This window comes from Yinghuangia soli (assembly GCF_021502675.1).
GTDB lineage: Bacteria > Actinomycetota > Actinomycetes > Streptomycetales > Streptomycetaceae > Yinghuangia > Yinghuangia soli.
The window spans coordinates 422,653-437,498 of record NZ_JAKFHA010000003.1; the positions used below are offsets into that span (position 1 = coordinate 422,653).

The following is a 14,846-nucleotide window of genomic DNA, read 5'->3' on the forward strand; positions in this document are numbered from 1 at the left end:
GGGAGGCGGAGAGGGGGTCAGCCGGTCGGCTGGTGTCCGTCGTTGTCCGGGTACGCCTCTTCGCGGTGGAATCCGAGCGAGCGCATGACCGGGAAGTCGTTGAAGGAGAACAGGCAGGCGTCGTCGGACGCGTCGAGGTTGGCGTGCTCGTGCCACGCCCAGGACGGCACGCAGAAGATGTCGCCCTTGGTCCACTCGAAGCGCTGCCCCGCGATGACCGAGGCGCCGCGGCCCTTGGCGACCGTGTAGACCACCGAACCGGTGTGCCGGTGGGCCTTGGTGGCCTGCCCGGGGAGCAGCAGCTGCATGTGCGCGCCCATGGTGGGCATCACGGAGCCGCCGGTGACCGGGTTGGTGTACTCCATGATGACGCCGTCGTACGGCGAGCCTTCGGTGGTCTTGGCGAGGTTGCGGAGCGCCTGGTACGTGGGCTCCCAGGGCCAGGCGAGCAGCGGCGAGTAGGGCCGCGTCCACTTGTCGGCGCCGTACGGCAGCAGGTTCGCCCCGTAGGCGAGCACCGACTCGTTCCGGATCGGCCGCGGCTGCTGGTAGAGGTCGGGGTGGACCTCGTAGAAGCCCGCGTCGAGGGCGTTGACGAGCGGGATGTCGAGGCCGTCCTGCCAGATGACGGGCTCGTCCTCGCCTTCGTTGCCGTGCTCGTGCCAGGTCCCGTTGGGGGTGATGGCGAAGTCGCCGGGGCCGACACTGAGTTTCTCGCCGTCCACGATGGTCCAGGCGCCCGTGCCTTCGTGCACGAAGCGCAGCGCCGCGGCCTGGTGCCGGTGGGCGGTCATCGACTCGCCGGGGCCCATGATCTGCAGTCCGGTGTAGAGCAGTCCGGCGGCCGCGCTGACGTCCCGGCGGCCGGGGTTGACCAGCATGACGACGCGGCGTCCGGCGTCGTCGGCCTTGACCAGGTCGAGGGCTTTGCGGACGAGCGGGCGTAGTTCGGCATACCGCCACAGCACGGGCACCGACAACGGCTGCGGGTACCACGGCTCGATCTTGTTGGCGACGGTCCACAGCGCGCCGGCTTCGAGATCGGCCAGTTCGCCGTAGTAGGCGGTGAGTTCGGGTGAGTCGGCGACCCGGGCCCGGCCGAGCATGCTGTCGTCCTGGTGCGCGGTCATCGTTCCTCCTCCTCCTTCTCCTTCTTCTCCGTGCCGAGGCCGGACGCCGGGTCGGACGCCGGAGCGGACGCGTACGCCGACGGGCCGGGCGGAGTGAAGGTGACGGGGCTGCGCGGCGTGGTGTCGACGCGCAGGTCGAAGATGTCGAAGCGGTTGTAGTGGCCGAGGATGTCGTGCATCTGCTTGGGCTGGATGCACCGGTTGAGGTCGATCTCGGCGTAGACGATGCCGTCGTCGTCGACCAGCGGGTCGGTGACCGGGCGGCCGTCCGGGCCGAAGATGCCGGACAGGGCGCTGCGCTTGCGGCGCAGTTGGGCGCGTACCTCGGCGTCGTCGCCCGCGATGGCGTCGACCATTGCATCGGAGATGGTCGAGCAGGAGACGACCGAGAACACCTTGCCCTCGAAGCAGTGCGCGGCCGTGCGGACCGCGATGGCCTCGGCCATGTCGTAGTCGGCCGGGGCCACGGGCAGGGCGATGTACGAGGCGGCGTGGACGAGTTCGCCCTGCGCGAGCAGGGTGAAGCGGGCGAGGGTGTTGGTGTTCTCGCCGCAGGCCAGGACGCCGAGCGGGCCGATCGGGGTCGGGTGCACCTTGAGGGAGCTGCCGTCGCCGCCGGTCCAGGTGAGCTTCTCGGCCCAGGTGGGCACGAGTTTGCGGTGCACACCGAGGAGTTCGCCGTCGGTGCCGATGGTGAGCATGGTGTTGTAAAGCTCGCCGAGGCTGTGCGCGCCGCGTTCGTTGACGCCGATGACCACGACGACGCCGTGGTCGCGGGCCGCGGTCCGCAGCCGGTCCACGTGCGGGCCGGGGATGTCGACGGACGCCCGGTAGAGCCGTTCGAACCACGGGGACCCCTGGACCGGGTTCATGGTCCAGTTCCAGTAGGGGTAGCCGGCCACGAAGACCTCGGGGAAGACGACGAGTCCGGCGCCGTTGGCGGCGGCTTCGCGGATGATCCCGACGGCCTTGTCGACGGTCGCGGCCGGGTCCAGGAAGACCGGCGCCGTCTGGACGGCTGCGGCGGTGAAGCGCGGCAGGTTGTCGCGCTGGTGGGCCAGCAGGCTCTGCATGGTTCTGCCTCCTCGGACCGCGGCCGGGACGGGGTGTCCGCCGGCCGCGGCCGTTCGCAGTGCTTCTCGGTGGTTCTGGTGGTTCCGGTGGTTCTCGGTATTTCTGGTGCTGCTCGCTGGTTCTGGTGCTGCTCGCTGGTTCTCGGTGGTTCGCGTGCTGCTCGGCCGATCGCAGCGGTCAGGCGCCGGTCGCGGCACTGAGGTAGGGGACGGGAGTCGCGGTCCCCCACCTCCGGTGGAGGGGTTCGGCCGGGGCGCGCAGCAGGTGGAGCCGGGGCGGGACGCGGTCGCTGCGGGCCCCCGGCGGGCGTCCGCTGCCTGCGCGCCACGGCTCGGGCCAGGCCGCCCCGGGCCCGGTGTAGTCCTGCGCGGCGGCGGCATGCAGCGTCCACCAGGGGTCGTGCAGGTGTCCGCGGCCCACCGCGCAGAGGTCGGCGCGGCCGGCCAGCAGGATGGAGTTGGCGTCGTCGTAGGTGGAGATGCCGCCGACCGCGATGACCGGGACGCCGGTGGCGTTGCGGATCAGGTCGGCGAACGGGGTCTGGTAGCTGCGCCCGTAGGCGGGGCGTTCGTGCGCGACGACCTCGCCGCTGGACACGTCGACCGCGTCCGCTCCCCCGGCGGCGAGCGCGCGGGCGATCGCGACGCTGTCGGCCGCCGTGGTGCCGCCGTCCGCCCAGTCGGACGCCGAGATGCGCACGACGAGCGGCTTCCCGGCCGGCCACGCGGCGCGGACCGCGGCCAGCACCTCCAGGGGGAAGCGCAGGCGTCCCGCGAGGTCGCCGCCGTACTCATCGGTGCGGTGGTTGGTGAGCGGCGACAGGAACGACGAGACCAAGTGGCCGTGCCCGTATTGGAGTTCGAGGACGTCGAACCCGGCCCGGTCGGCGCGGGCCGCGGCCTGCGCGAAGTCGGACGCTATGGCAGCCAGTTCGTCGACGGAAGCCTCGTGCGGGAGCGCGCTCGCGGAGTCCCAGGCGATGGGGGACGCGGAGACGAGCGGCCATGCGGCGTCCCCGTCCAGCGGGCGGGACCGCCCGTCGGGCCCGGGGTCGGTACGCGCGGCGCGCCGGCCCGCGTGGGTGAGCTGGATGCCGAGTGCGGCGTCGCTGTCGGCGCCCGCGGCCGCGACGATGGCCCGCCACGCGGCCTCTTGTTCGGCGTCGAAGAGGCCGGGACTGCCGGGCGAGGGCAGGCCTTGCGCGCTCACCGCGGTCATTCCGGCGAAGACGAGCGCGGCGCCGCCGAGGGCGAGAGTGGTGAGGTGGGCTTGGTCGAACCCGCCGGGGACGCCGCGGACAGCCGTGCTGGTGGCCATCGGCGGGGCGACGATGCGGTTGTGCAGGCCCAGCGGGCCGAGCTTGAACGGGCGGAACATGGGCGGAGTCGCGGCGGCGGTGTCCGACGCGGCGAATGCGGCGTCGACGGCGCCGACGAACTCCGGGTCGCGCGAGCGCAGGTTCTCGTAGGTGACGCGGCGGCTGCGGGTGAGCAGGTTGAACGCGAACTGCTCGGCAGGCTGCCCGGCGTACCGCCCGATGGTCTCGAACCATTCGAGGCTGGCCTGCGCGGCGCGCTGCGTGGACTCGACCACGGGGCGGCGTTCGGCCTCGTAGGCGGCGAGTGCGTCGTCGATGCCGGCGTTCTCGTGCAGGCAGGCGGCCAGCGCGAGGGCGTCCTCCATGGCGAGCTTGGTGCCCGAGCCGATGGAGAAGTGCGCGGTGTGCGCGGCATCGCCCAGCAGGACGACGTTGCGGTGCCGCCAAGAGGCGTTGCGGACGGTCGTGAAGCGGATCCAGCGGGAGTTGTTGGAGACGAGGCGGTGCCCGTCGAGGTGCTCGGCGAGCAGTTCCTCGCAGCGGGCCACGCTTGCGTCGTCGCTGGCACCGGGCGGCAGGTCGCGGGCCCGGTCCTGCGCCGCGAGGTCGGCGAACCCGGCCGCCTGCCAAGCCTCTTCGGCGAGTTCGACGATGACGGTACTGCGGGTTGCGTCGTACGGGTACGCGTGCACCTGGAGGGTGCCGAAGTCGTGCCGGTCGACGATGAAGGTGAAGGCTTCGAGGACCTTGTCGGTGGCCAGCCACATGTAGCGGCAGTGGCGTTCGTCGAGGTCGGGGCGGAAGGTCTCGGCGTACCGGTCGCGGACCACGGAGCGGACGCCGTCGCAGGCCACGACCAGGTCGTATTCGGCGGCCAGCAGGTCGACGTCGGGGGCCTCGGTGCGGTAGCGGACGTCGACGCCGAGCTCGGCGCACCGGGTCTGCAGGATCTGCAGGAGCCGCTTGCGGCCGAGCGCGGCGAATCCGTGCCCGCCGGAAGTGAGGGTGCGGCCCGCGTACCGGACGTCGATGTCGGTCCACCGGGCGAACTCGGCGGACATCGCGGCATGCACGACCGGGTCGGCCTGCGCGATGCCGTCGAGCGTCTCGTCGGAGAAGACGACGCCGAATCCGAAGGTGTCGTCGGGGGCGTTGCGCTCCCAGACCACGACCTCCCAGGACGGTGACAGCTGTTTGGCGAGGGCCGCGAAGTACAGCCCGCCCGGTCCTCCTCCGATTACCGCAACCCGCACGTCGTCCTCCTGGCCTTTCTGGCTCCGCCACCACTGTATGGCGTACATTTTGCGAGCGTCAATCATTCACAACATATGACGGGTGCGGTCAGCCGCCTCCCTGCGGGCCCGCGGTGCCGAAGAGCCGGGCCTGCTCGGGTGTCCAGGGCTCGGACGAGGTGGCCCGGGCGGCGGACCGGGCGATCGACATGCGGCCGGTCGCGGCCAGGCCGTCCCGGCCGTGCACCTCGAATCCGTAGTGCAGCGACGTCGTGCCGACCTTCTCGACGCGCAGCTCGATGCGGACGGTCTCGCCGAACCACAGCCGGCCGCGGTAGTCGGCCTCGTAGTGCACGCGCGGGATCGACCCGTAAAGCTCGTCGAGGCCGACCCGGCGCAGCAGCTCGGTCTCGGCGGCCTCCGCCCAGCGCAGTACGGCGGAGTGGTGGTGATGGCCTGCGGCGTCGGTGTCCGACCATTCGACGCGGCGCTCGACGACGACGCTCGCGGGGGACGTGCTCTCCATGTACGGGTCCTTGGCTTGTGCGGGAGATGGCTTGGGGCGCGGCGCGAACCGCTTCAGGGGGAGGGCGCGGACTCCGGGTCCGGAATGCCCTGCGCGGCCCATTCGCGCAGCGTGGAGCGCTGCAGCTTGCCGTTGCTGGTCCGCGGCAGTGCCGCCACGAATTCCACGGCGCGCGGGTACTTGTAGGGCGCGATGGTCGCCTTGACGAAGTCCTGGAGGGCCTTGACCGTCGACTCGTCCGCGGGGATGCCGTCGCGCAGCACCACATAGGCCTTGACGATCATGCCGCGGCGTTCGTCCGGCGCCCCGGCGACGCCGCATTCGACGACGTCCGGGTGCATGGCCAGGGCCTGTTCGACCTCGGGGCCGGCGATGTTGTAGCCGGACGAGATGATCATGTCGTCGCTGCGCGCCTGATACCAGAAGTACCCGTCCGCGTCGCGGATGTAGGTGTCGCCGGTGATGTTCCAGCCGCCGCGGACGTAGGTGAGCTGGCGCTCGTCGTCGAGGTAGCGGCAGCCGGTCGGGCCCTTGACGGCGAGGACGCCGGGCTGGCCGTCGGGGGCGCGCTCGCCGTCCGGGGTCAGCACGTCCGCGGTGTAGCCGGGCACGGCAAGTCCCGTGGCGCCGGGGCGGATCTCCTCGTCGGCCGCGGAGATGAAGACGTGCAGCATCTCGGTCGCGCCGATGCCGTCGATGATGCGCAGGCCGGTGGCCTCGTGGAAGCGGTGCCAGACGTCGGCAGGCAGGGCCTCCCCCGCCGACACGCAGCGGCGCAGCGTCGCCATGCGCTCGGCGAGCCCGGCGGCCAGGATCGCCCGGTAGGCGGTCGGTGCGGTGATCAGCACGGTGACGCCGAATTGCGCGACCAGTTCGGCCAGTTGCTGCGGATTGACCGGCTCGGTGAGCAGGGTCGCGGCACCGACACGGAGCGGGAAGACCACCAGGCCGCCGAGGCCGAAGGTGAATCCGAGCGGCGGCGTCCCGGCGAACAGATCTCCGGCTTCGGGCCTGATGACGTGCCGGGAGAACGTGTCGGCGTTGGCCAGCACATCGCGGTGGAAGTGCATCGTGGCCTTGGGCCGGCCGGTGGTGCCGGAGGTGAACGCGATGAGCGCGACGTCGTCCGCGGCCGTGTCGACGGCCTCGAACTCCCCCGCCTTCGCGGCGCTTCGGGCGATCAGGTCGTCGGCGCCGGAACCGCCGTACGCGACGACGGCCAGGCCCGGAACGTCGGCGGCCTCGAGCTCGCCGAGGTAGCGGTGCTCGCACAGCGCGAGGACCGGGGCGGAGATCTCGCACAGCGTGCCGAGTTCGTGGGCGCGCAGCAGCGGCATCGTGGTGACCACCACGCCGCCGGCCCGCAGGACCGCGAACCAACAGGCCACCAGCCAGGGGTCGTTCGGCCCGCGCAGCAGCACGCGGTTGCCGGGCACGAGGCCGAGGTCCTCGGTGAGCACCTGGGCGATCCGGCGCGAGCGGTGCAGCAGGTCGCCGTACGACCACTGCTCCGTCGGCGTGAGGATGCAGCGACGGTCGGGACCGTGCTCCGCGGCGACGTCGTCGAGCAGGGCGACGGCGCAGTTGAGGCGTTCGGGGTACTGCAGCTCCGGAAGATCGAAGCGGAGTTCGGGCCACTGCTCGAAGGGCGGCAGCCGGTCGCGGCAGAAAGAGTCCGCGTGGGCGGACGGAGACAGCTCCATGAGCGCCACCTCGTCTGGGGGTCGGCGGGAGTCGTGCCGCCAAATTATCCAGCGATCATGACGACAGTCAATAGTTCGCGATATCTGCCGTCCGATCGCCGCGCATCCATGGCCCGCACGACCCCAACTCCCATGCTCGCCGCGCCGATGGCACCGGACACCGCACCGCCGCCCGACGCGCAGGCCACTCACTCCGACGGCCCACCCCGTCCACGCATCGAGATTTTTGTGTTGTAAATCTGGCGACAGTCAAACGAACGCGCTAACGTTCGCGGCTGTCAGGGCTGAAACGTGTCAGCATCGGCAAGAGGAGCCGCACGTGCCACCAATTTCCGCACCCCGCCCCGGCCCCCGACCCAGACCCCGCGCCGCGTCGCTACCCCACGGCCCGCGTCCGGCCGCCCGCTTCGCCGCCCTCGCAGCCGCCGCTGCCCTGGCCCTCGCGGCCACCGGCTGCGGCGGCTCGTCCAGCGGCGGCTCCGGCGGCAAGGGCGAAACCCTCAACCTCATCGCCATGAGCCCGCCGGCCAGCCTGGATCCGGCCAAGGCCAACGTCGGCTCGGACAACTGGTTCGTGAACCTCGCGTACGACTCGCTGATCCACCGCGAGGCAAGCGGCAAGCTCGTCCCCGGGCTGGCCGTCATGTGGGGCTACGTCGGCAACGGCAACACCGACTTCGAGCTCACCCTCCGCGAGGGCGCGGTCTTCGCGGACGGCACCCCGGTGACCGCGCAGGCCGTCGCCGCATCGCTCGACTACACCCGCAAGAACGGCCTCAACGTGTCGTGGCTGTCCGCGATCGAATCGGTCACCGCGACCGGTCCGCTGACCATCCGCATCCACTGCGCGTCCGCCAACCCGATCCTTCCTGACCTGTTCACGCAGGTCACGATGGCCGGCTCGGTGGTCAGCCCGGCCGGCCTGGCCGACCCGGCGAAGATGGGCACCCAGTCGTACGGGTCCGGCCCGTACGTACTGGACGGCAAGGCCACGGTCACCGGCGACCACTACACCTACACGCCGAACCCGAAGTACTGGGACCCGTCGAAGATCAAGTGGAAGAAGGTCGTCGTCAAGGTCGTCCCCAACCCGCAATCGGCGCTGCAGGCGGTCAAGACCGGCCAGGCCGACGCGTTGGCCATCGGCCCGAACCAGGTCGACGCCGCCAAGTCCGGCGGTCTGGAGATCACCAAGACGCCGGCCGTCCTGATGGGCGTCAACCTCGCCGACCGGGCGGGCACGGTCGCCAAGCCGCTGAGCGACGTCCGGGTGCGCCAGGCGCTCAACCACGCCATCGACCGCGATGCGATCAACAAGGCGCTCTTCCAGGGCTACGCCCAGTCCACCACCCAGGTCTCGCTGCCCGGCCTGGACGGCTTCTCCGCCGAGACCGACAAGCGCTACCCGTACGACCCGGCCAAGGCCAAGAAGCTGCTGGCCGACGCCGGCTACCCGAACGGCTTCTCCTTCCCCATGGAGACGCAGAACCTGCTGGGCATCGACCTGGTCACGCAGGCGGTCGTCGAGCAGTGGAAGCAGATAGGCGTGCGCGCCGAGGTCACTACCGACACGACCGTCGGGCAGTGGCTCGGCAATGCGACATCGAAGAAGTTCCCGGTGCTGGGCTTCGGGTACGGCGGCATCCCGACGTACATGCTGTCGCTGGACTGGATGCTCCCGCACGCGACCGCGTTCAACCCGTACGCCTCCGAGGACCCCGAACTGACGCGGCGCCTCGCCGCAGCGGCCGCCGTCCCCGCGGAGCAGCAGCCCGCGCTCTACCAGGAGGCCATGCGGTACGCGGTCGACCAGGCGTGGTTCGTGGCCACCTCGCGCATCGACGGGATCTACGCCTTCAACCCGAAGAAGCTCAGCGGATTCACCACGGGGACCGGCTACCTGCCGGATGTGGCGTGGGACACCACACCCGCGTAAGACGCCTGTCGGCGGCCGGACGGCCGAGGCGGAGCGGGCAGGCATTCCCGCAGGTACGCCATGCTCGCACCGCCCGGCACTCGGCCATCCGGCCGCCACTTCACGGAGGGACCGCATGATCGTCCAGACCGCCGACGGGCCGGTCTCCGGCACCGCGACGGCAAACGGCGCCGCCTTCAAGGGAGTTCCGTACGCCGCTCCCCCGGTCGGCCCGGCGCGCTTCCGGCCGCCGCAGCCGACCGTGCCGTGGGAACTGCCGCGCGCGGCCGTCGCCTACGGCCCGGCCGCCGCGCAGCCGCCCGACCACCTGCTCACCGCGATGTTCGGCACCGAGCCGTTCCCGTCCGACGAGGACTGCCTGACGCTCAACATCTGGACGCCGGGCGTCTCGGCTTCCGGTGAGGGCGCGCGGCCGGTGATGGTGTGGCTGCACGGCGGCGGCTTCATATTCGGCTCGGGCCGCGACCCGTTCTTCGACGGCGAGCGGCTCGCATCGCGCGGCGATGTCGTGGTCGTGACCGTCAACTACCGGCTGGGGGCGTTCGGCTTCCTGCACCTGGGCGGCCTGCTCGGCGACGACTACGCAGGGTCGGGCAACCTCGGTCTGCTCGACCAGGTCGCCGCGCTGACGTGGGTGCGGGCCAACATCGCGGCTTTCGGCGGCGATCCCGGCAACGTGACGGTCTTCGGCCAGTCGGCGGGCGCGATGAGCGTCGCGGCGCTCATGGCGATGCCGGCCGCGGCCGGGCTGTTCCACAAGGCGGTGGTCCAGAGCGGCAGCGGCTCGTATGTACGGACCGCGGAGGACGCCGACGGGATCGCCCGGCGGATCGTCGCGGCGCTGGGCAGCGACGATCCGCGCGTCCTGCTCGAAGCGTCCACCGCCGAGCTGATCCGCGCCCAGGAAGCGGTCACCGCGCAGCTGTCCGCGGAAGACCCGGCGGCGCTGCTGCCGTTCGCGCCGGTGGTCGACGGCACGGTGCTCGGCGAGTCGCCGCTGGCGTCGTTCCGGGCCGGCAAGGCGGCGCGGATCCCGCTCATCGTGGGGGCGAACCGGGACGAGATGCGGATCGGCTCCCTGTTCGGTGCAGCTGCGGACGCGGAGCCTGCGGACGTCGAGGAGGCGGCCGAGACCGAGGCGACCTTGGATGCGGCCTTCGCTGCCGCGTACCAGGATCCCGGCAGTGCGCTCGGTGCCTTCCGTTCGGCCGAACCCGAGGCGACCGGAAAGGAGTTGCTCGCGACGCTGGTCGGCGAGTCGATGTTCCGGCGCCCGGCCTACGAGCTGGCGCAAGCGCACGCCGTGCACACGCCCGAGGTATGGCTGTACCTGTTCACGTGGCCCTCGACCGCGCACGGCGGCCGACTGGGCGCGTGCCACTCGCTCGACCTGCCGTTCGTCTTCGACAACCTGCAGTTGCCGGGGGCTGCCCGGTTCACCGGCCCCGAGCCGCCGCAGGCTTTGGCAGACGCCATGCGCGCGGCCTGGACGGGGTTCGCGCGCACCGGGAATCCCGGACTCGCCGGTTGGCCTGCCTTCTCCGCGGCCGAGCGGCAGACGATGATCTTCGCAGCGGAGTCGTACCCGGCCCCGCACCCGCTCACCGCCCTGCACGAACTGCCCTTGCCGTCGACCGACTGACGCGGCGCCCTGCGGCGCTCCGAGGCGCCCGCGGTGCCCCCACAGCCCCCGAAGCGCCCCCCAAGCGCCCCCCAGCGCCCCCACGGCGACCCGCGTCGCCAGGAAGGACGAAGCCATGACGACTTCCCCCGAACTCCCCGACCCGTCCAGCGCCCCCGACCTCTCCGGCGGCCCCGTCGTCGAGACGAGTCTCGGTCCGCTGCGCGGCGTGCGCGAGGACGGCCTGGCGGTCTTCCGCGGCGTCCCGTACGCGGCACCGCCGACCGGCGCGCTGCGCTGGCGGCCCGCGGCCCCGCACCCGGGCTGGACCGAGGTGCGGGACGCCTCCGCGTACGGGCCGAGCGCGCCGACGCTGTACTTCGAGGACCCGATCCTCGGCGGCCACAGCCTGCCGCCGTTCGACGAGGACTGCCTGACGCTGAACGTGTGGACGCCGGCCGCGGACGGGCGCAAGCGCCCGGTGCTGGTGTGGCTGCACGGCGGCGGCTTCGTGTCCGGGTCCGGGAACCTGCCGATCTACGCGGGCGACACCTTCGCGCGCGACGGTGACCTCGTGGTCGTGTCGGTCTCGTACCGCATCGGCGCGCTCGGGTACCTGTACCTGGGCGCCGAGGACGGCACGGACGCAGGGAACTTCTGGATCACCGACCAGATCGCGGCGCTGCGCTGGGTGCAGGCGAACATCGAGGCGTTCGGCGGGGACCCGGACAACGTGACGGTGGCCGGGCAGTCGGGCGGCGCGTTCTCCACCGCGGCGATCGCCGCACGTCCGGAGGGGGCGGGCCTCTTCCACCGCATGATCCTGCAGAGCCCGCCGCTCGGACTCACGCTCCCCACTCCGGACGAATCGCTGGCCACCACGAAGCTCTTCATGGACGTGGCGGGCGTCGACTCGGTCGCGGCGCTGCGCGAACTGCCGTGGGAGCGCCTGGTCGAGGCCACGATGGGCATGTTCATGGCGACGGGACGCCTGGGCCACTGGCGTGTTCCGTTCCTACCGGTCCTGGACGGCGTCACCCTCACCGAGCACCCGCTCGCCGCGCTCTCGGCTCCGACCGACGCGACCGCCTCCGTCGACATCCTGCTGGGCTGGACCCGCGACGAGGCCACGTTCGCCTTCGCCCTCGACCCCGGCACCGCCGCGGCCGACGCCGCCCAGGCGGACGCCCGCTTCGCCGAGTCCTTCGGCTCGCGGGGTGCCGAACTGCGCGCCCGCTATGCGCGGGAGCGTCCGGGTGCCACGCCGGGCCAGACCGTCGCCGACCTGACCACCGACGAGTTCTTCCGGGCCCCGGGCGTCGAACTCGCCGAGGCCCGCGGCGTCTCTCCACACCCTGCCTGGATCTACCAGTTCGACTACGGGACCCCGGCGTACGACGGGATCCTCGGCGCCGCGCACTGCCTGGAACTGCCGTTCACCTTCCGCAATCCGGACCGGTGGACGCACGCCCCGTTCGTGGCCGGTATCGACGCGGACACGTATGACACTCTGGGCACGGCCATGCACGACGCGTGGATCGCTTTCGTACGCAGTGGCGACCCCAACCACGCGGGGATCCCGACCTGGCAGCGCTACACCACCGAAATCCGCACGGCCATGCACTTCGGGGAGATCACCGAGCCGTCGGACGCCCCGATCGGCCCGCTCCCCGGCGAACTCGATTCCTGACGAACTCGCCACCTGACGACCTCGCCACCTGACGAACCCTCAAAAAGGTACGCCCCGACCGGGGATCACTCCCGGGCCGGGGCGTACTGCTGGTACTCCGCGTCCTTCGTCAGCCGCTTCCCAAAGCCTGAGCCAGCGACAACTTTCCCGTCGCAATGTGAATCCCCCGCGCCACGATCCGCGCGTTCGTAGTGTCGAGCGAGGGCAGTTGCGACCAGGGCGCAGCGCCGTCGTCGTGCAGCGCGCAGCACAGCAGCAGCATCGTCCGCAGACCGCCGTCGCTGAACGCGGAGTCCGGCGCCTCGACCAGCGCGCGGAGCGTCTCCCATTGCACGGTGGCGTACCGGCCGTCGTCCGACCAGTCCAGGCAGACCGCGTAGAGATCGGAACGGCGAAGGAACGTGCCTTCCTCGGTGAGGATGTAGGCGGTCGCCTCCGCTCCGGGACTGCCCTCGGCTCCCCGGTAGAGCGCGGCCTCGATCACCTCGGACGAAAGCGCCGGCACCGACGCGCCGGGCTGGCGGCTCATCGTCCCGCTCCAAGTTCCTCGGTACGACGGCCCGCTGCACCGGCCTTCCGCGCGGACAACCGCGCGACTCCCACCACCATCCGTATCGGCCCTTCCGTCCCCGTGTCGCACGCCAAGAGCAGTGCACCCCTCACCCAAGAAAGAGTAAGAGGAGGAGCGACATCCCGCGGACACAACACGCCATCCGCCCAAACATCCGCAACGATTCCGTCAGTTTGCCGTGCTCATCGCAGTCAGCCGCCAAGCTTGTCGGTCCCCTGCCCCATGATCGCCACACGAGCACGACCACAAAATGAGGGCACCATGCCGATCACGAACCAGCAGGCCGCCGAGCGCGCGTACCTGAAGCCGCTCTACGAGGACGACTACTACCCGGACCACGTCCTCGACAAGGGCAAGGCCATCCTGCTCCGCCTCTGCGAACGCATCGAGGCCGAGCAGCCGACCGACCTGCCGGCCCTGTACGTACTCACCCACGCCGCAACCGAGGAGTTCAACGACCTCGAGGTGGAGTTCGACAAGGCCGGCAGCGAGATCGAGACCGTCGCCCGTGAGGAAATCGCCGAAGACTTCTGGTTCATCGCCAATGCGTACGGCTTCACGGACGCCGACCACGAGGAACTGATCGCAACCCGCGATTGGTAGCGGACGCCCGGGGCCGGGAAGGCCGTCAATCCTTGAGGTCGCGGACCAACGCGTCCCAGGACCGAGCGGCAATCGTCAGATGGCCGCGCACGACGTCCTTACTGTCTCGGACTGCTACCGGGCAGGATCCCGCTCCGGCGACTTCCAAGCAATTGCCCCCCTGCGAGCCGGAGTAGGACGACTTGAACCAGGCGGGGGCGGGACGGTCTTCGTTCTTCACAGACTCTCCAGCTTCGAACGGATCAATGCCATGGACTCGGCAGGCGGCGACGCCTCGGCTCGCAACAGGTCGCAGCGACGTGTCACGTACGTGATCGTTGCCGGGTCGTAGGAGATCAGACCCTGTCCGATTGGTTCCACGTAGACAACGTCATCAGACCCGTGGTCGAACTTCAAGATTGTCGCCGGACCATCCAGCATGGCGTGGAATCCCCGGGCCAGCGGAAGGACCTGCAGCGTGACGTTCGGGAACTGAGCCACCTCCAGCAAGCGTTCAAGCTGCCCGGCCATCACTGTGCGATCGGCGGGCCTCCGGTCGAGTGTCGACTCATCGAGCACGAACCAGAACTCCGGCCCTTCCGGCGCCGTGAGCAGCGCCTGCCGCTCGATGCGAATGGCCAGGTCTTCCTCCACCGTGCGCGTCAACCGTCGGCGCGGGGCCGCTTCGAGAACGGCCCGCGCATAGCCTTCGGTCTGCAACAGCCCAGGGACGACCTGCACCTCGAACTGCCAGATGCCGGTTGCCTGGACCTCCAGTTCGCGCAGCTTCTGGAACCACTCCGGATGCGGGCTGCGGACCATCTCCTCGCGGATCGCAACCAACGCTCCGCGGGCGTCCAGGGTGTCGTCCATGACTTCCATGACGTCGCGCGACGGAATACGCGTGCCCAACTCCATTGCTGAGTAGTGCTTGAACGAGATGTGCAGCACCGAGGAGACGTCGACCTGCGTACGGCCGGCCATCTCCCGGTAGCGACGCATCTGGCGGGCCAGGAATCCGTGGATCCAGGACGGTGGTTGCGGCGCGGAGTCCCTACGCATGGCCATGGCGTTTCTCCCGCGAACGCTTGAAGAGTTTTCCCCCGCGAGCACGAGCGATGCTTCGCGCGTCGCGTGCGCGAGCTCCGCCTGGTTCCCAACCGTACTCCCGTACGTGTTCGCTCGATTGCACAACGTGAACACGTAGGGAAGGAATCCCGCCATGACGCCAATCCGCCGTATGGGGCTGACCGTTCGCGTCTACGTCGTGCACCCCGATGGGAGCACGACCGAGACGGTGGCCAAGAAGACGTTGGTGGCACCGCACACGATCACGCTCGTAGCCGACCCATGGCGAATCCTCGGACCGCAGCATGAAGCACGCGACGACACGGAAGCCTGACGGCCGGCGTCCGCGCGATCGGCCTCAAAAGAGCGTCGTTGTCGCCCGACCGCCGAGTACG

Annotated in this window: 13 protein-coding genes; 5 read left to right on the forward strand and 8 right to left on the reverse strand. The window is 70.7% G+C overall.

Translation table 11 applies throughout. The annotated features are described in order from the left end of the window. Positions 1-17 precede the first annotated feature (17 nt). The 5 genes from LZ495_RS08815 to LZ495_RS08835 all read right to left on the reverse strand — a co-directional run bounded on the left by LZ495_RS08815 (position 18) and on the right by LZ495_RS08835 (position 6,983). Complete coding sequence (locus LZ495_RS08815; protein WP_235051449.1) at positions 18-1,130, reverse strand: cupin domain-containing protein; 1,113 nt, start codon at positions 1,128-1,130, stop codon at positions 18-20. After that, the gene (locus tag LZ495_RS08820; protein WP_235051450.1) at positions 1,127-2,203 is read right to left on the reverse strand and encodes a carbon-nitrogen hydrolase family protein; all 1,077 of its coding nucleotides are present in this window, start codon (positions 2,201-2,203) and stop codon (positions 1,127-1,129) included. The genes LZ495_RS08815 and LZ495_RS08820 overlap by 4 nt, the downstream gene beginning before the upstream one ends. A gap of 178 nt (positions 2,204-2,381) precedes the next feature. Continuing rightward, entirely contained in the window at positions 2,382-4,823 is a 2,442-nt protein-coding gene (locus tag LZ495_RS08825) for an oxidoreductase (protein ID WP_235051451.1), read from the reverse strand. A 40-nt stretch (positions 4,824-4,863) separates the two neighbouring features. After that, positions 4,864-5,280, reverse strand: coding sequence for an acyl-CoA thioesterase (locus LZ495_RS08830; protein WP_235051452.1), 417 nt, complete (start codon positions 5,278-5,280; stop codon positions 4,864-4,866). Between the two features lie 53 nt (positions 5,281-5,333). Then, on the reverse strand, positions 5,334-6,983 hold the full coding sequence (locus LZ495_RS08835; RefSeq protein WP_235051453.1) for an AMP-binding protein: 1,650 nt from the start codon (positions 6,981-6,983) through the stop codon (positions 5,334-5,336). 319 nt (positions 6,984-7,302) lie between these two features. Between LZ495_RS08835 and LZ495_RS08840 the strand changes: the two genes are divergently transcribed. From LZ495_RS08840 to LZ495_RS08850, 3 genes are all read left to right on the forward strand, one after another. Further along, complete coding sequence (locus LZ495_RS08840; RefSeq protein WP_235051454.1) at positions 7,303-8,919, forward strand: ABC transporter substrate-binding protein; 1,617 nt, start codon at positions 7,303-7,305, stop codon at positions 8,917-8,919. A 115-nt stretch (positions 8,920-9,034) separates the two neighbouring features. After that, positions 9,035-10,561, forward strand: coding sequence for a carboxylesterase/lipase family protein (locus LZ495_RS08845; protein WP_235051455.1), 1,527 nt, complete (start codon positions 9,035-9,037; stop codon positions 10,559-10,561). A 115-nt stretch (positions 10,562-10,676) separates the two neighbouring features. Then, the gene (locus LZ495_RS08850; RefSeq protein ID WP_235051456.1) at positions 10,677-12,230 is read left to right on the forward strand and encodes a carboxylesterase/lipase family protein; all 1,554 of its coding nucleotides are present in this window, start codon (positions 10,677-10,679) and stop codon (positions 12,228-12,230) included. A 109-nt stretch (positions 12,231-12,339) separates the two neighbouring features. Here the strand turns inward: LZ495_RS08850 and LZ495_RS08855 are convergent, their stop codons facing one another. Further along, positions 12,340-12,759: a hypothetical protein gene (locus LZ495_RS08855; protein ID WP_235051457.1), complete on the reverse strand. Its 420-nt coding sequence runs from the start codon at positions 12,757-12,759 to the stop codon at positions 12,340-12,342. Between the two features lie 303 nt (positions 12,760-13,062). On the opposite strand from LZ495_RS08855, the gene LZ495_RS08860 reads away from it, so the two are divergent. Continuing rightward, positions 13,063-13,404, forward strand: a complete 342-nt coding sequence (locus tag LZ495_RS08860) for a DUF5713 family protein (protein WP_235051458.1) — start codon at positions 13,063-13,065, stop codon at positions 13,402-13,404. A gap of 25 nt (positions 13,405-13,429) precedes the next feature. On the opposite strand, the gene LZ495_RS08865 is transcribed toward LZ495_RS08860, so the two are convergent. Both LZ495_RS08865 and LZ495_RS08870 read right to left on the reverse strand, forming a co-directional pair. After that, on the reverse strand, positions 13,430-13,624 hold the full coding sequence (locus LZ495_RS08865) for a DUF397 domain-containing protein (RefSeq protein WP_235051459.1): 195 nt from the start codon (positions 13,622-13,624) through the stop codon (positions 13,430-13,432). Beyond that, a complete protein-coding gene (locus LZ495_RS08870; protein WP_235051460.1) occupies positions 13,621-14,451 on the reverse strand; it encodes a helix-turn-helix domain-containing protein in 831 nt (276 codons plus the stop codon). Before LZ495_RS08870 ends, LZ495_RS08865 begins: the two co-directional genes overlap by 4 nt. A gap of 172 nt (positions 14,452-14,623) precedes the next feature. On the opposite strand from LZ495_RS08870, the gene LZ495_RS08875 reads away from it, so the two are divergent. Further along, positions 14,624-14,785: a hypothetical protein gene (locus LZ495_RS08875; protein WP_235051461.1), complete on the forward strand. Its 162-nt coding sequence runs from the start codon at positions 14,624-14,626 to the stop codon at positions 14,783-14,785. Positions 14,786-14,846: the final 61 nt, after the last annotated feature.